This window comes from Cypionkella sp. PAMC25878, from assembly GCF_058135695.1.
Window position 1 is genome coordinate 2388198 of sequence record NZ_CM176871.1, and the last position, 16238, is coordinate 2404435.

General features: G+C 60.4%; 18 protein-coding genes. 12 read left to right on the forward strand and 6 right to left on the reverse strand.

Annotated features, from left to right (window positions below; translation table 11 throughout):
- Positions 1-99 precede the first annotated feature (99 nt).
- From ACS5RD_RS11535 to ACS5RD_RS11555, 5 genes are all read right to left on the reverse strand, one after another.
- Positions 100-1089 carry a potassium channel beta subunit family protein gene (locus ACS5RD_RS11535; RefSeq protein WP_489931299.1) on the reverse strand — a complete coding sequence of 330 codons (990 nt, stop codon included), beginning with the start codon at positions 1087-1089 and terminating at the stop codon, positions 100-102.
- Positions 1090-1165: 76 nt separating this feature from the next.
- Positions 1166-2503, reverse strand: a complete 1338-nt coding sequence (proS, locus tag ACS5RD_RS11540) for a proline--tRNA ligase (RefSeq protein ID WP_489931300.1) — start codon at positions 2501-2503, stop codon at positions 1166-1168.
- 228 nt (positions 2504-2731) lie between these two features.
- A complete protein-coding gene (locus ACS5RD_RS11545; protein ID WP_489931301.1) occupies positions 2732-3256 on the reverse strand; it encodes a helix-turn-helix transcriptional regulator in 525 nt (174 codons plus the stop codon).
- Between the two features lie 7 nt (positions 3257-3263).
- Positions 3264-3920: a cytochrome b/b6 domain-containing protein gene (locus tag ACS5RD_RS11550; protein WP_489931302.1), complete on the reverse strand. Its 657-nt coding sequence runs from the start codon at positions 3918-3920 to the stop codon at positions 3264-3266.
- Positions 3920-4186: a PepSY domain-containing protein gene (locus tag ACS5RD_RS11555; protein WP_489931303.1), complete on the reverse strand. Its 267-nt coding sequence runs from the start codon at positions 4184-4186 to the stop codon at positions 3920-3922. Before ACS5RD_RS11555 ends, ACS5RD_RS11550 begins: the two co-directional genes overlap by 1 nt.
- A 268-nt stretch (positions 4187-4454) precedes the next feature.
- Between ACS5RD_RS11555 and ACS5RD_RS11560 the strand changes: the two genes are divergently transcribed.
- Genes ACS5RD_RS11560 through ACS5RD_RS11600 form a run of 9 tightly spaced genes read left to right on the forward strand, consistent with a single transcriptional unit; the run spans position 4455 to position 13230 of the window.
- Positions 4455-5534: an AI-2E family transporter gene (locus tag ACS5RD_RS11560; RefSeq protein ID WP_489931304.1), complete on the forward strand. Its 1080-nt coding sequence runs from the start codon at positions 4455-4457 to the stop codon at positions 5532-5534.
- Positions 5531-6202, forward strand: a complete 672-nt coding sequence (locus ACS5RD_RS11565; RefSeq protein WP_489931305.1) for a P-loop NTPase family protein — start codon at positions 5531-5533, stop codon at positions 6200-6202. Before ACS5RD_RS11560 ends, ACS5RD_RS11565 begins: the two co-directional genes overlap by 4 nt.
- Before the next feature lie 44 nt (positions 6203-6246).
- On the forward strand, positions 6247-8409 hold the full coding sequence (locus ACS5RD_RS11570) for an RNA degradosome polyphosphate kinase (protein ID WP_489931306.1): 2163 nt from the start codon (positions 6247-6249) through the stop codon (positions 8407-8409).
- A gap of 51 nt (positions 8410-8460) precedes the next feature.
- Positions 8461-9996 carry a Ppx/GppA family phosphatase gene (locus ACS5RD_RS11575; RefSeq protein ID WP_489931307.1) on the forward strand — a complete coding sequence of 512 codons (1536 nt, stop codon included), beginning with the start codon at positions 8461-8463 and terminating at the stop codon, positions 9994-9996.
- The gene (locus tag ACS5RD_RS11580; RefSeq protein WP_054007676.1) at positions 9996-10610 is read left to right on the forward strand and encodes a VOC family protein; all 615 of its coding nucleotides are present in this window, start codon (positions 9996-9998) and stop codon (positions 10608-10610) included. The genes ACS5RD_RS11575 and ACS5RD_RS11580 overlap by 1 nt, the downstream gene beginning before the upstream one ends.
- Entirely contained in the window at positions 10607-11080 is a 474-nt protein-coding gene (locus tag ACS5RD_RS11585; protein WP_054007677.1) for a GNAT family N-acetyltransferase, read from the forward strand. The genes ACS5RD_RS11580 and ACS5RD_RS11585 overlap by 4 nt, the downstream gene beginning before the upstream one ends.
- Before the next feature lie 31 nt (positions 11081-11111).
- On the forward strand, positions 11112-11825 hold the full coding sequence (locus tag ACS5RD_RS11590) for a tellurite resistance TerB family protein (RefSeq protein ID WP_054007678.1): 714 nt from the start codon (positions 11112-11114) through the stop codon (positions 11823-11825).
- Positions 11822-12859 (forward strand): endonuclease/exonuclease/phosphatase family protein, encoded by a 1038-nt coding sequence (locus tag ACS5RD_RS11595; protein WP_489931308.1) that lies wholly within the window; start codon positions 11822-11824, stop codon positions 12857-12859. Before ACS5RD_RS11590 ends, ACS5RD_RS11595 begins: the two co-directional genes overlap by 4 nt.
- A 35-nt stretch (positions 12860-12894) precedes the next feature.
- A complete protein-coding gene (locus tag ACS5RD_RS11600; RefSeq protein WP_489931309.1) occupies positions 12895-13230 on the forward strand; it encodes a GAT domain-containing protein in 336 nt (111 codons plus the stop codon).
- Positions 13231-13242: 12 nt separating this feature from the next.
- On the opposite strand, the gene ACS5RD_RS11605 is transcribed toward ACS5RD_RS11600, so the two are convergent.
- Entirely contained in the window at positions 13243-13638 is a 396-nt protein-coding gene (locus ACS5RD_RS11605) for a hypothetical protein (protein WP_054007681.1), read from the reverse strand.
- A 137-nt stretch (positions 13639-13775) separates the two neighbouring features.
- Between ACS5RD_RS11605 and ACS5RD_RS11610 the strand changes: the two genes are divergently transcribed.
- The 3 genes from ACS5RD_RS11610 (at position 13776) to ACS5RD_RS11620 (ending at position 16215) form a co-directional block, all read left to right on the forward strand.
- Complete coding sequence (locus ACS5RD_RS11610; protein WP_489931366.1) at positions 13776-15062, forward strand: lipoprotein-releasing ABC transporter permease subunit; 1287 nt, start codon at positions 13776-13778, stop codon at positions 15060-15062.
- A complete protein-coding gene (locus tag ACS5RD_RS11615) occupies positions 15055-15738 on the forward strand; it encodes an ABC transporter ATP-binding protein (RefSeq protein ID WP_054007683.1) in 684 nt (227 codons plus the stop codon). Before ACS5RD_RS11610 ends, ACS5RD_RS11615 begins: the two co-directional genes overlap by 8 nt.
- A 63-nt stretch (positions 15739-15801) precedes the next feature.
- Complete coding sequence (locus tag ACS5RD_RS11620; protein WP_489931310.1) at positions 15802-16215, forward strand: c-type cytochrome; 414 nt, start codon at positions 15802-15804, stop codon at positions 16213-16215.
- The last annotated feature ends 23 nt before the right edge of the window (positions 16216-16238 follow it).

A 16238-nucleotide genomic window follows, 5' to 3' on the forward strand; every position in this document is an offset into this window, starting at 1 on the left:
CAAATATCCTCGGGGGGAGGATTTGCTTGGCAAATCCGTGGGGGGCAGACAGCCCCCCGACTTCGCCGCAGAGTTCCCACTGTTGGCAGGATCGTCAACCTAGAACCGTTGCGCTGCCGCTGGTTTATTGCCCATGATCGTCTCGATCTCGGCCATGACCTCGGGTGTCAGTTTGGCTTTATGCTGCAAAGCGGCGAGGTTATCGGTCAACTGGCTGGCGCGCGAGGCCCCCAAGATCACCGTCGAGACGCGCGGGTTCTCAAGGCACCAGAGTAGCGCCAGATGTGCGAGCGGCAGGCCGGCTTTGTCGGCGAGATCGCTCAAGCTGCGGGTTTTCGCCAGCTTTTCTTGCCCCGCCTCCGAGGCCAGCATATCGCGCAGCCATTCATAGCCGGGCAGGGTCATTCGGCTGTCGTCGGGGATTGCCGCGTTATATTTCCCGGTCAGAATGCCCGAGGCCAAGGGCGACCAGATCGTGGTGCCAAGACCGTAAGTGTCGTAGATCGGCGCGTAATCGGCCTCGACCTTCTGACGCTCGAACAGGTTATATTGCGGTTGCTCCATGGTCGGGGGCGTCAGGCCAGCGGCGCGGGCCACCGCATGGGCTTCGGTGATCTGTTGGGCCGACCATTCCGAGGTGCCCCAATACAGCACTTTGCCCTGCAAAATCAGGTTATGCATCGCCCGGACGGTTTCTTCGATCGGGGTGTCGATGTCGGGGCGGTGGCAGAAATACAAATCCAAGTAATCGACTTGCAGGCGGCGCAGGGCGGCGTGGCAGGCTTCGGTCACATGCTTGGCGGAAAGCCCGCGCTGGGTGGGTTTCTCGCCGCCCCAGAACACTTTGGACGAGACAATATAACTGTCCCGCGTCCAGCCAAGGCTGGCCAGCGCCTGACCCATCACAAGCTCAGAGTTGCCAGCCTCATAGCCCTCGGCATTGTCGAAAAAGTTGATGCCTGCGTCATAGGCGATGGTCATCAGGGATTTGGCATCATTGCCATCGACCTGTTTGCCAAAAGTGACCCAAGAGCCAAAAGAAAACTCGGAAACCTTCAGGCCCGATTTGCCCAAGCGACGATAGTCCATGCGGATGCTCCAAATGAAAATGCCCTGTGCAGGCGGTCTGCACAGGACATAAGGCATTTGCGATGGAATGTTAGGCTCAGACGCCTGCGTAAATCTCGGCAATCCGGGCGACGGCGGCTTCTGGCGTGAGTTCTTCCGAAACCCCGGTGCGGCGCGAGGTTAGTTCAACCACGCCATTCGCCAAGCCTCTTGGCCCGACGGTGATGCGCCACGGCAGGCCGATCAGGTCCATCGTGGCGAATTTCGCCCCGGCGCGTTCTTCGCGGTCATCGTAGAGCGCCTCAAGGCCCTGCGCTTTGAGGGCTTTATAAAGGCCCTCGCAGGCGGCATCGGCTGCGGCATCGCCTTGTTTCAGGTTGACGATGCCGACCGGGAACGGGGTGACGCCTTCGGGCCAGATGATGCCCTTGTCGTCGTGGCTTGCCTCAATGATCGCGCCGAGCAGGCGGGAGACGCCGATGCCGTGTGAGCCCATCTCGACCGGAACTTTCGACCCATCTGCGGTGACGACCGTGGCACCCATGGCTTCGGAGTATTTGGTGCCGAAGTAGAAGATCTGCCCCACTTCGATCCCCCGCGCCACCTTGCGGCGGTCTTCGGGGATGGCGTCGAACAGGGCCGCATCGTGGGTCTCATCGGTGCGGGCGTAGAGGGTGGTGAATTCTTTGCAGACGTTTGCGACTTCCTCGCGGTTGTCGTAATCGACCTCACGCGTGCCAAGCCGCAGCTCGGTCACGGCGCTGTCGAAGAATACCTCGGATTCGCCAGTTGCGGCCAGCACCAGAAACTCATGGGTATCCTCACCGCCAATCGGGCCGGAATCGGCGCGCATCGGGATCGCGGTCAGGCCCATGCGTTCATAGGTGCGCAGGTAGCTGACCATATGGCGGTTGTAGGCGTGCAGGGCGGCAGGCTTGTCGACGTCAAAGTTATAGCCGTCTTTCATCAGGAACTCGCGCCCCCGCATCACGCCGAAACGTGGTCGCATCTCGTCGCGGAACTTCCACTGGATGTGATAGAGGGTCAGCGGTAGGTCTTTGTAGCTGTTGACATGGGCGCGGAAGATGTCGGTGATCATTTCCTCGTTGGTCGGGCCATAGAGCATCTCGCGATCCTGACGATCCTTGATGCGCAGCATTTCCTGGCCGTAGTCGTCATAGCGGCCCGACTCGCGCCACAGATCAGCCGGTTGCAGGGTGGGCATCAGCAGGGGAATGTGACCCGCGCGCTCTTGTTCCTCGTTCACGATCTGTTGGATGCGGTTCAACACCCGCAGGCCCAAGGGCAGCCATGAATAGATCCCGGCGGCTTGCTGTTTGATCATTCCCGCCCGCAGCATGTAGCGGTGCGAGACGATCTGCGCCTCGGCGGGGTTTTCCTTCAGGACGGGCATAAAGTAACGGGAAACGCGCATCGCGGCCTCATGAGATAGGGTTTGGGCTTTCCTAACGGGTTGAGGGGGGGCAGGCAAGCGGCGGGTTTGGGGGCGGGCTTTGCGGCGGCAAGCGGTTGTCCACGCGTGGACACTCTATCAGATCTATTGTTTTCAATGGGTTACAATGGCGTATTCAGAGTTTCTTTACCAATGGCCGCACCGCGTTTGGTGCAAACCGAAGGTGCCAAAAGGCGCTGTGCCGCTGGATCAGACCAGTGGAGGATCGCCGGGCAAGCCTTCGGCCAGCAAATCCTCGACGAAATGGGCGGCGAATTGGGCGCGGCCACTGATGCCAGCCTTGCCGTAAATCGCGGAAAGCTGGGCGCGTACGGTGCCGGGGGCGGCGTTGCGGGCAGAGGCGATTTCCGCCACGTCGAGGCCCTTCAGCGCGAGATAGGCCACGTCGCGCTCGGCGCGGCTGAGTTGCCATGTATCAAACTGGCGCTGCACCACCTGATGCATTTCACCACTGGCCTTGGCGATGGTGGCGTCTTGGTCCTGCTGATGGTTAAGCGCGCGGCGCAGTTCCAAGGCACCCAAAGCCACCCCCAAGATCAGCGACAGTGTCACCAGCGTTTGCATCCACAGTTGCGGGCCGAAGCCATCTTCCCCCCATTCCGACAAAGCATTGGCGACAAAAAACACCGCCGCCGAGGTTTGCAACAGCACCACCAGCGCAAGCACGGCGGGGCGGCCGCCCTTGCTGTCTTTCAATCCGCTGAGAAAGGTCATCGGCTGCTTACTTCCCGAATTTATCTTTGCGGCGTCCCACCAGCATCGCTGGAACCAGATTGTGTCGCATCATCACGCTTTCCACGATCACGCCACCAATATGCAGCGCCACCAAAAGCAGGATCAGGTTGGCGGTAATTTCGTGCACGTCTTTCACCCAACCAGAGCCTTCCTCCTCGCCACCCTCGCCTGCATCGGCGATTTTCACAAGCTTCGACCAATCTCCACTGTCGATAATGGCTTGGCGTTCGGCCACCGCGAAGGGATTGGGGCCGGACATGGTCAGACCCGTCGCCACCATGACAGCGATGCAGGCCCACAAGGCATAGGCCATCAGTGCCCCGGCCGGGTTGTGTGAGGCGTAGCTGCGCGGTTTGCCCACAAAAAGCTGTTTTATATGGCCGAGGGCGGCTAAGGGATTGGGCGGGAAGGCAGAAAACCGGGCTTCCGGGTTGCCTACGATGCCCCAAGCCATGCGCAACACCAGCAAGACCAGCCCGCCCCAGCCAAACCAGACATGCACCGGACTGCCGCCCTTGGTGAAGACCTCATTGGCCAGAATGACGATGACGATGCCCCAATGGCTGATGCGCACGATGCGATCCCACAGGATCGGTGGGTGCGGGGCCGGGGGGCGGGTGCCCCCCAGTTCTGCTTGTGCCATCAATCGTTGCTTCCTTTGATGGTCAGAATCGCGCCGTTGGCCGGGTCGATGGTGATATCCATCTTCTTGGAGGTGGCGGCGTCGGTGCAGATGGCTTCGATCTTGCCATCTTCGGATTCAAAGGCGTTGACGGGGCAGCCAGCTTTTTCCAGCGCGGCCTTGGCAGTGTCGGCGTTGGTGCCGACGATATCGCCCACGGCGGGCATCGCAGAGGCGGCAAACGGGGCAGCAAGCAGAGCAAGGGCCAGAAGCAAAGTGCGGGTCATCGGATCGTCCTTTTGATCGTGAATGTGCCAGAGATTGGCAAGCCCTTCGCCGCGGTGTTGCGGCTGGGGCATGGCCTGAGATGTCAGGCTCTGGCAGGAGATTCTATTGACCTGCGGCTTAGTCTTGCGGGCATAAGCGCGTGCTTATGGGATTTTTGGCGCGCTTAGGCTGGCTTGCAGCAGGGGAAAGCCCGCCGCGCCATGCCCGCCCCCTTGCAACGCAAGCCTCCAAAGGCGATATGTCTGGCGAGCGAAAAGGGGCGATGACATGGCACATCCGGTGCGCGAGCAGGTCAAATACTGGTGCATCGCTTTGCTGGTGTTGTTTGCGCTGCTGCTTTTGCTGGGCTCGGTGATGCTGCCTTTTCTGGTTGGCGGCGCGCTGGCGTATTTTCTGGACCCGGTGGCGGATCGGTTGCAGCGCTGGGGATTAAGTCGCGTGGCGGCAACCACGGTGATCACGCTGGTGGGCCTGCTCGCGATGGTGCTTTTGGTTTTGTCGGTGATCCCGACGTTGATCCAGCAAACCTCGGCTTTGATCAATGCGGCGCCCGAAATTGCCCGGCGTTTGCAAGGCTTTATGATCGAGAAATTCCCGGAATTGACCGATAGCACCTCGACCATCCGCACCACATTGGCCGAGATTGGCGCGGCTATTCAAGCCAAGGGCGCGGCTCTGGCGCAGGGGGTTTTGACCTCGGCGCTGAGTTTGCTGTCGGCGGTGGTGTTCATCGTCGTGGTGCCAGTGGTGACGTTTTATATGCTGCTCGACTGGGATCATATGGTGGCGCGGATTGATGCGATGCTGCCGCGCGATCATGCCCCGGTGGTACGGCGCTTGGCGGGGGAAATCAACGATGCGCTGTCGGCGTTTGTGCGCGGGCAGTTGACGGTGTGTCTGAGCTTGGGGGCGTATTATGCCACCGCGCTGATGCTGGTGGGCTTGCAGTTTGGGTTGGTGGTGGGGGCGATTGCGGGCGCGATCACCTTTATTCCTTATATTGGTGCGCTGGTTGGCGGGGCTTTGGCGATTGGTCTGGCCTTGTTCCAGTTCTGGGGCGATTGGGTGTCGATTGGTCTGGTGGCAGGGGTGTTCGCCATCGGGCAGTTCCTTGAGGGCAATGTGTTGACGCCGAAACTGGTGGGCAAATCGGTGGGGCTGCATCCAGTCTGGCTGATGTTTGCTTTGTCGGTGTTCGGGTCTTTATTCGGCTTTGTTGGCATGTTGGTGGCGGTTCCGGTGGCAGCGGCGATGGGGGTGCTGATCCGGTTTGCAATTGCGCAGTATCAGGCGAGCCTGTTGTATCAAGGAGTTACCGGGCAGGCGGGCGATGAGGACGACGCGTGAGCCGTCAGCTGGCCTTTGACCTGCCCAGCGGCGAGGCGTTTCGGCGGGCTGATTTCTATGCCTCGCCCGCCAATGCGCAGGCTTTGGCTTCGGTAGAGGCTTGGCAGGATTGGCCGGGTGGCAAGTTGGTGCTGGTGGGGCCTGCGGGGTCGGGCAAGACGCATCTGGCGCATATCTGGGCGACATTTGCGGGGGCTGAGGTGATTTCGGCCGCCAAACTGCTGGAAACTGATCTGCACGATCTGGCGCAGGCTCCGGTGGCGATCGAGGATGCGGACACGATTGCGGGCGACCGCGAGGCTGAGGTGGCTTTGTTCCATCTGCACAATCTGCTGAATGGGCGCGGGCTGTTGGTGACGGCGGCGAGTGCGCCGCGCGATTGGCGGCTGGGATTGCCGGATCTGCTGAGCCGGATGCAGGCGGCACCCGTGGCGCAGTTAAATCCGCCGGATGATCTGCTGCTGTCGGCGGTGCTGATCAAGCTGTTCGCCGACCGTCAGATCGTGGTGCCGCCGAACCTGATCTCTTACCTTGTGTCGCGGATGGACCGCTCGATTGCCGCCGCGCGCGAATGGGTGAAGTTTCTCGACGCCCGCGCGCTGGCTTTGGGCCGCCCGGTGACGCGGGCATTGGCCGCCGAGGTGCTGGACTTGGCGCAGGCGGGGTGAGACTATGTCACCGATGCGTTACCTTTGATCAGCATGAAGGCCCGATGACCCAATCCGATTTTCTCAAGCACGACTTCCCCGCCGCTGTTGAGGTGCCCGAGGCCGAAATCACCGGCCCGCGTCGGTTTTTCAACCGCGAACTCAGCTGGTTGGCGTTCAACTGGCGGGTGCTGGATGAGGCGTCAAACCCCGCCGTGCCGCTGCTGGAACGGCTGCGGTTTTTGTCGATCTCGGCGACAAACTTGGATGAATTTTACACCGTGCGGGTGGCGGGTCTGCGCGCAAAGGTGCGGGCGCGGAACATGACTCCGTCGGAAGATGGTCGCTCGGCTGCCGAACAGTTGACGCTGATCCATGCCAATGCCCGGCGCTTGATGCACACTCAGCAGGCGGTGTTCAACAAGCTGAAAAAGCTGATGGATGTGCAGGGGATCACGCTGCTGACGCGCTCTAAACTGACAGTGCGCGATCTGAAATTTTTGGAAGATCACTTTCTGAACAAGGTGTTCCCGGTTTTGTCGCCCCTCGCGATTGACCCGGCGCACCCGTTTCCGTTCATCCCGAACACTGGGTTTTCGCTGGCCTTGCAGTTGGAGCGCGAGACCGATCATCGCAGCCTGCAGGCGCTTTTGCCGATCCCGCAGCAGATCGCCCGCTTCGTGCGACTGCCCGACAAGGATGGCGAATATCGGTTTTTGCCGCTGGAAGAACTGCTGCTGATCCATCTGGATATGCTGTTTCCGGGCTACACCGACCGCGGGCATTGCCTGTTCCGGGTGCTGCGCGATAGTGATCTTGAGGTCGAAGACGAGGCCGAGGATCTGGTGCGCGAGTTTGAAACTGCGCTGAAACGGCGCAGGCGCGGCGAGGTGATCCGGCTGAAGCTGTCGTCCGGCGCGCCGCCCGAATTGCGCGCGCTGATCATGGAAGAACTGGGCGTGACGCCCGATGAAATGGTCGAGGTGCGCGGGCTTTTGGGCGTCGCCGATCTGAAGGAACTGGTGCTGTCGTCTCGGCCTGATCTTTTGTGGCCACGGTTTACCCCAAGGGTGCCGGAACGAGTGCAGGACCATGATGGTGATCTGTTTGCGGCGATCAAGCAGAAGGATATTCTGCTGCATCACCCCTATGAGACCTTTGATTTGGTGATCAATTATCTGGAACAGGCGGCGCGCGATCCGAATGTGCTGGCGATCAAACAGACGCTCTATCGCACGTCATGGGACAGCCCGATTGTCGCCGCTTTGTGTGAGGCGGCGGAGGCGGGCAAGTCGGTAACGGCGCTGGTTGAGCTGAAAGCGCGCTTTGACGAGGCGGCGAATATCCGGCAATCGCGGCGGTTGGAGCGCGCCGGGGCGCATGTGGTTTATGGCTTTATGAACTACAAAACCCACGCCAAAATCTCGACCGTGGTGCGGCGTGAGGGCGAAAATCTGGTCACCTACACGCATTATGGCACCGGGAATTACCACCCCATTACCGCGAAAGTGTATACCGACCTGAGTTTCTTCACCTGCGATGCCGCTCTGGGGCGCGATGCGACGCGGGTGTTCAACTATCTGTCGGGCTATGTCGAGCCGCAAGGGCTTGAAAACCTTGCAATTTCACCGTTCACCCTGAAATCGCGGCTGCTGGAGATGATTGCCACCGAGGCGGATCATGCCCGCGCCGGGCGACCTGCGGAAATCTGGGGCAAGGTCAATTCTCTGATCGACCCGGATGTGATTGACGCGTTTTATGCGGCCTCCAAAGCCGGGGTGAAGATCAGCCTTGTGGTGCGCGGGATTTGCGGTGTTCGCCCCGGAATCAAAGGCTTGTCCGAGAATATTCGGGTGAAATCCATCGTTGGGCGATTCCTAGAGCACAGTCGGATCATCTGCTTTGGCAATGGTCATGGCTTGCCCTCCAAACAGGCGCGGGTGTTTATCTCCTCGGCGGATTGGATGGGGCGCAATCTGACGCGGCGGGTGGAAACCTTGGTGGAAATCCACAATCCAACCGTGCAGGCGCAGATTGTCGGGCAGATTATGGCCGCCAATCTCGCCGATGAGACGCAATCCTGGGTGTTGCAACCCGGCGGCGCTTACAAGCGCGAGCAGGTGCCTGTGGACGGCAGCGCTTTCAACTGTCACCGTTTCTTTATGGAGAATCCTTCGCTGTCCGGTCGCGGCACGGCGGGTGCGAAGGATGTTCGAAACCTTGCCTGAAGCCTCTGCGACATGACGATTTGCGGCTGAATGACCTGAACGGAAATACCTATGACCGAAGACCATGACGACGATCACGGCCCGTTTGGCCGCCCTTTGTTTGACGACCCTTCGGCGCGGGCCTTAAGCCGCGTCGGGGTGGTTGATGTCGGATCAAACTCGGTGCGGATGGTGGTGTTTGATGGCGCGGCGCGGAGCCCGGCCTATTTCTACAACGAAAAGCTGATGTGCGGTCTGGGCAAAGGGCTGGCGGAAACTGGCAAGTTGAATCCAGAAGGGCGCAGGCGGGCGCTGGTGGCGTTGAAAAGATTCTCGTTGCTGGCCAAGGGAATGGGGATTGAAACGCTGACCGTTGTGGCGACGGCTGCGGCGCGTGAGGCGTCTGACGGCCCGGCGTTTCAGGCCGAAGTGCTGGCGCAAACTGGGTTGAAAATCTGGGTGGTGGACGGCGACGAAGAAGCCCGTCTGTCGGCGCAGGGCGTGCTTTTGGGCTGGCCGGAGGCGAAGGGGATTGTCTGCGATATTGGCGGCAACTCGATGGAACTGGCGAAAATCGGCGGTGGCACGGTGGGGCAACGGGTCTCTACGCCGCTGGGGCCGTTTCGGTTGCAGCAGGTGGGCGACACGCCGAAAAAGCGCGCCGCCCATATTGATAGCATCCTGAAAGACTGTCAGGCGCGGCTGAATTCGGAAGGCGAGCGGATTTTTCTGGTCGGCGGCTCGTGGCGGGTGATCGCGCGTTTGGATATGGAGCGGCGCGGCTATCCGCTGACAGTTTTGCACGAATATCGTATGCTGCCCAATGACTTGCTGGAAACGCTCGATTGGATTGCCGCAAGTGATCTAAGCCAGTTGCGCAGTAAAACCGGCACTGGGGTGGAGCGAATGGAGCTGGTGCCGCTGGCCTGCGAGGTGATGCGCGAGCTGATCAAGATGCTGAAACCGTCGGAGATTGACGTCTCGGCTTACGGCATCCGTGAGGGGCTGTTGTTTGAGCAGATGCCGGAAAAACTGCGCGCCCGCGACCCGCTGATTGAAGCGGCGCGGATGGCAGAGAAGCTCTCGTCGCGGATACCGGGGTTTGGCAAGAAGCTCTATGAATTCCTGCTGCCTTTGTTCCCCGAGGTGAGTGAGGAGCGGCTGCGGCTGATCAAGGCGGCTTGTTTGCTGCATGATACGACATGGCGGGCGCACCCAGATTACCGTGCCGAGGCGTGTTTTGACAATGCAACACGGACGAATTTGGGCGGTTTGGATCATCCGGGCCGGGTGTTTTTGGGGCTGGCGCTGCTGCATCGCTATAAAAACAGCCGCAACGGCTCGCGGATGGAGCCACTGTTCAAGCTGCTGCGCGAGGATGAATTGCAGGATGCCGAGGTCTTGGGCAAAGCAATGCGGTTTGGCGCGATGTTTTCGGTCGGCGATCCGGGGCGGGCGGGGCGGCTTGTCTGGCAGCCTGCGACGCGGCTGTTGGAACTGCAACTGACCGAAGAAGGTCGCGGGCTATTTGGCGAGGTGGCCGAGGCGCGGTTTATGTCGCTGGCGCAGGCGTTGAAGGCGCAAACCACTTTGGGGGTGAAGGCGTGATGCTGCAGTTTGATCATCTCGCGGTATCGGCGCTGGATTTGGCCGAAGGCGTGGCTGCGGTCGAGGCGGCTTTGGGCGTGGCGCTGGCGGGGGGTGGGCAGCACCCGCATATGGCGACGCATAATCGGCTGTTGGGGCTTGGCGATTTGTATCTGGAGGTGATCGCGGCAGACCCGGCGCAGGTCGCCCCGGTTTGGCCGCGATGGTTTGATTTAGACAATTTTCAAGGCGGTCCAAGGCTCACAAACTGGGTTGCATGTTGTGATAGTATAAGCACTGCGGTGGCGGCTAGCCCGGCTGGGGTAGGGATTCCGGTGGCGTTGCAGCGCGGCGATTACCGTTGGCAGATGGCGGTGCCCGCCGATGGCAAGCTGCCGTTTGACGGCTGCTTCCCGGCTTTGATCGAATGGGCGGGAGCTTTGCATCCGGCGCGGGCGTTGCCGGAAAGTGGCGTGCGGTTGCAGCGGTTTGAGATTGCGCATCCCGAGGCGCGGGCGTTGAAAGCTGCGCTTACGGGGGTGTTTGAGGATGCCCGCGTGGTGATCGTGCCGGGGGTAGCGAAGGCGATGCGGGCGACATTTACCACCCCGCATGGGCTGCGTGTGCTGGAATGATCCGGGCGGCTTTGCCGGAAGATGCGGCTGCACTGGCGGCTTTGTGGAACCCGTGGATCCGCGATACGGCGGTGACGTTCAACTCGGCCGAGAAGTCTGAGGCCGATCTTCTGGCGATGATTGCGGCGCGGGAGTGCTTTCTAGTTTACATCAACAACGGCGTGCAAGGCTTTGCGACCTATAGTCAATTTCGCGGCGGCCCCGGCTATGCCACCTGCATGGAACACTCGGTGATCCTGTCGCCCAACGCGCGCGGGATGGGCGCGGGGCGGGCGTTGATGGTGGCGGTGGAGGATCATGCACGGGCCGCTGGTGCGCATCAGATGATTGCGGGCGTGTCGGGAGAAAACCCGGAAGGCCAGCGGTTTCATGCAGCCCTTGGCTATCACGAGATCGCGATCATTCGCGAAGCGGGCTTCAAATTCGGCCGGTTTATGGATCTTGTGCTGATGCAGAAATTCCTGTCCTGACAGCCGCCAACGAAACCGATAAGCTGACCTCATGTCGATCTGGACCCGCATCACCGAAGCCATCGCCGCCCTTGCCTCAGGCGAGGGGTTGGCGGCTGTGTTTGACCGCTTGCGTGGCGGCGCGGCGCCGGAACGCTCGGTCGGTTTCACCATCGCGGTGATCGCTTTGGGCGCGAAGATGGCCAAGGCGGATGGCGAGGTCACCCGCGACGAAGTGGCGACGTTCCGGCGGATATTTTCGATCTCGAAAGCCGAAGAAGCCAACGCCGCACATGTGTACAACTTGGCGCGACAGGATGTGGCGGGGTTTGCCTCTTACGCCCGTAAGATCGCGCTTTTGTTCAATAAACCTGGATTGCCGCTCTGTGCTGATGACCGCAACGTGCTGATCGACATTCTGGAAGGGCTGTTCCAGATCGCGATGTCGGATGGTGAATATCACCCGGCAGAGGATGCGTTTTTACGCGAAGTAGCGCAGATTTTTGGGCTGGATGACCGCTGTTTCCGCGTGCTGCGGGGGCGCTTTGTCGATGGCGCGCCGCGCGATCCCTACGATGTTTTGGGGATTCCGCATCAGGCGAGCCTCGACGATGCCCGCGCGGCATGGCGGGCGGCGGTGAAAGACAGCCATCCCGATGTGATGATTGCGCGCGGGGTGCCTGCCGAAGCGGTGCAACTGGCGACGCGGCGGTTGATCGCGATCAATGCGGCTTGGGACGAGATTCAGGCCAAGGTCGCGGCATGAGCGAAAGGCTCAGACTGGCTAGCTACAACGTCGAATGGTTCAACGCTTTGTTCGATGACCGGGGGCATCTGCTGGAGGATCGCGAGTATTCGGCGCGTTACAAGATCACCCGGGGCGAACAACTGGCGGCTTTGGGCATTGTGTTCACCGCTTTGGATGCTGACGGTGTGATGATCATTGAAGCGCCGGATACCAACAGTCGCAGGTCGACCGTGACGGCGCTGGAGAATTTTGCGGCGAAATATGGCTTGCGGGCGCGCAAGGCGCTGATCGGTTATGTTTCTGAAACCGAACAGGAAATCGCGTTTCTGTATGATCCCGACAAGCTCTCCGCGCGGCATGATCCAAAGGGCGATCCGGCCCCGAGCCACGGCGCGCCGGGGGCTCCGCGTTTTGACAGCCAGTTGCGGCTGGATATCAATAGCGATGGGGTAGAGGATCTGGTGCGGTTTTCCAAGCCGCCGTTGGAACTGGCGGTGACGACCACATCGGGGGGCGAATTGCGGCTAATCGGGGTGCATGCAAAATCGAAGGCGCCGCATAGCGCCGACGATGATGCCGCGTTCACGCGGATTTCGATTGAGAACCGACGCAAGCAGTTGGCGGAATGTCTGTGGCTGCGCGCCCGGATTGATCGGCAGTTGGAGGCGGGCGATGGCCTGATCGTGATGGGCGATTTCAACGATGGTCCGGGGTTGGACGAATATGAAAAGCTGTTCGGCCATTCCGGGATTGAGATTGTGTTGGGGCAGGGTGGGCAGACCCGGCTGCATGACCCGCACGCCGAAATGGCGCTGACCCAGACCAATGCGCTGGCCCCGAGTTCGTCGCGGTTCTGGCTGCAACCGCAGAAGCGTTATTTCGAGGCCCTGTTGGATTTCATCATGGTCTCGCCCGATCTGGCGGCCGGCAAGCCGGTATGGCGGATTTGGCATCCGTTCAATGATCCCGGCGTGCTGGCGGTGCCGGAACTGGCGGATGCGCTGCTTTCCGCCTCTGACCACTTTCCGGTGACGCTGGATTTGGCATTGTGATTTGAAATGTGCCCTAAGCCGGGCATAGTCGGGGGATGAAACATCTCATCTTCGCCCTGATGCTGTTGCCTGTACCCGCTTTGGCGCAGACCCCACCGCCGTCTGATGCGGACAAGGGGCTGAGCCTGATGCAGCAGGGGGCGGAACTGTTGTTCAACCATATGATGGGGCAGGTCGAACCCAGCCTGCAAGATATGGCGCAGGCGCTGAAAGAGGCGCAGCCGAAGCTGATGCAAATTCTGGGTATGATGGATGATCTGAAGAACTATCATGCGCCGGAAAAGCTGCCGAATGGCGATATAATTCTGCGGCGGAAAACCCCGGCCGAGTTGAAGCTAGAGGCTTTGCCGGGCGCGGAGACTGAACTTTAGCGAGACTGGTCTCTAAAATGCGTGCGACGTGGCGAGGTAAAGGTAGAAACGCGGCCCCGATCCGCGCCGCCCGCCGCCGCCGCCGGTGCTGTTCCAGACGCGGTCGTCGGCTTTGATATATTGGAAATGATCAACCAGATTGGCCTCCAGCTGGCGGGTGTGCCGCTCGGATGAGGATTGATAGATCAGGTTCATGCGGGTGGTCTGATACTCGAGCTTTTTCTGATCAATCCGCCGCGCGAGGGCCGAATAATAGTCATAGCCGCTCGCGACACCGATGTAATACAGGTACACCGAGCGATCAAAGCGGCAGATTGCCGAGATTGAGCGCACCAGGGTGGAGAAAATCATGCTCGGGTGGCCGGTGAAATAGCTGTCGGTGATTTCGACGCCGCGATAGGTTTCCATGGCTGTAATCCGGTGTGCTAAAATGCCCGTTCAGGATGCCTGCAACCCAAGCGTGCGTCAAGTCTGCGGCGTCACACAAGCGTTCCTTGACCCTGCTGCTGTAACGTTGCAGTTTGGCGCGAAAAAGAAAGAGCAGCATCTTGGCCTCCACCTCTCCGTTCTCGCGCTTTGAATTCATGATTGCGTGGCGCTATTTACGCGCCAAACGCGCCGAGGGTGGCGTGTCGGTGATGACTTGGATCAGCCTGATTGGCATCACTTTGGCGGTGTTCGCGCTGATTGTGACGCTGGCGGTGCGGTCGGGGTTTCGCACCGAATTGGTGTCGACGTTCCTTGGATCGAACGCGCATGTGACGGTGTATTCGGCGGGGCATATGGACGCTGATGGCCAGATGGTGAAGGGTTTTGCCGATTACGATGCCATCGCCGCGAAGCTGGCGGCGGTGCCCGGAGTGACCGAGGCGGCCCCCCAGATCAAGGGGCAGGTGATGCTGACGGCTGGCGAGGGTTCCAGCGGCGCCGAGGTGTTCGGGCTGCGGCTGGCCGATCTGCGCCGGATTCCGCGTATTGGCGATGGCGCGGATGCTTATGGCAATCTGGATGATTTCGACCAAGGCATCGCGATTGGCTCTGGTTTGGCGCGGACTTTGGGCGTGACGGTGGGCGACAAGCTGCGGGTGATCTCGCCCTCGGGGGTGAAATCGCCGTTTGGGTCGAGCCCGCGGGTGAACGCCTATCCTGTGGTTTATATCTTCACCTCGGGCAATTATCTGATCGACCAAAGCCGGATGTATATGCCGTTCGCCGAGGCGCAGTCGTTCTTCAACCGTGACAATCTCGCCGATGAGTTTGAGGTGATGGTGACAGACCCCGAAGCCATCGACAACTACCGTGATGCGGTGATGGCGGCGGGGGGACAGGATGCGATGCTGTGGACCTGGATGGACAGCGCCGGAAGTTATCTCAATGCCTTGAAAATAGAAGACAATGTGATGTTCCTGATCATGTCGATCCTCGTGCTGATCTCGACGCTGAACATCATTTCCGGCCTGATCATGCTGGTGAAAAACAAAGGCCGCGACATTGGGATTTTGCGCACGATGGGCCTCACCGAAGGCTCGATCCTGCGGATTTTCTTCATCTGCGGCGCGTTTACCGGGGTGGTCGGCACGCTGATGGGGGTGGTGATCGGCTGTCTGTTTGCAACCTATATTGATGATGTGGTTGCGCTGATCAATCTGGTGACGGGCGGCGATGTTTGGGATCCGTCGATTAGGGGGATTTACGCGCTACCGGCTGAGCTGAAACTGGGGGATGTGGCCTCGGCGATGGCTTTGTCTTTGGGGCTGTCGTTTATCGTCACGATTTTCCCCGCGCGCCGTGCCGCCCGGATGAACCCGGTGGAGGCGCTGCGTTATGAGTGAGTTTGCGCTGGAACTGGCGGGCATTGAGAAATGCTACAATCGCGGTTTGCCGTCGGAAGTGATGGTGCTGCATGGCGCGACACTAGAGGTAAAGCGCGGCGAGGTGGTTGCTTTGGTCGCGCCCTCTGGCGCTGGCAAATCGACGCTGCTGCACATCGCGGGGCTTTTGGACACACCGGATGAGGGCTCGGTGGCTTTGAGCGGGCGCAATATGGTGGGTTTGGGCGACAAGGCCCGCACCGAGGCGCGGCGCAATGATGTGGGCTTCATCTACCAGTTTCACCACCTTTTGCCCGAATTCACCGCGCTTGAAAACGTGGTGATCCCGCAGTTGGCCAATGGTGTGCCGAAGGCAGAAGCCGAAGCCCGCGCGCGCGATCTGCTCGCCCATGTCGGGGTATTGCCGCGCGCCAGTCACCGCCCGGCCGCGCTGTCGGGGGGCGAGCAACAGCGCGTCGCCTTCTGCCGCGCGCTGGCCAATAAGCCGAAACTGCTGCTGGCCGATGAACCCACCGGCAATCTTGACCCTGTCACCTCGGATCAGGTTTTCGCCGCTCTGATGGCTTTGGTGCGCGAAACCGGCCTGAGCGCGCTGATCGCCACCCATAATATGGAGCTTGCCGCCCGGATGGATCGTGTGGTGCGGCTGGACAAAGGCCGGGTTGTGACATCCTGATATAGGTCAAGGTAGACGCTTTGCATCTGTGCAAGAAAGCGTCCCACTGATCAGGAGATCGCCATGCACATCATGCCAGTTGTCACCGCCGTCGGGCTTTCTGCCTTGCTGTTCGCTTGCGTCGAGTATGGCAAACCGCCCGAGAAAACCACAGGGGCGCATGATTACAACGACTACTGTGCGGCCTGTCATGGCCCGACGGGCAAGGGCGATGGCGAAACGGCAGCAGGCTTGGGCAAAAAGCCCGCCGATCTGACCACCCTTGCCGCGCGCAACAAGGGCGCGTTTCCAACGACGAAGGTGATGGCGCAGATCTGGGGCTATGCGGGCAAAAAGGGCAAAGGTGTGATGCCCGACTTCGCGCCGCTGCTGGAGGGCGTCACCGTGCCTTATGATGGCGGCGACGGCATTGCGACGCCGACGCCGATTCGGTTGGTGGAACTGGCGGAATACCTTAAGACGCTTCAGGTGAAATAGCGGTGGGCTGGCCGCAAGAGCTA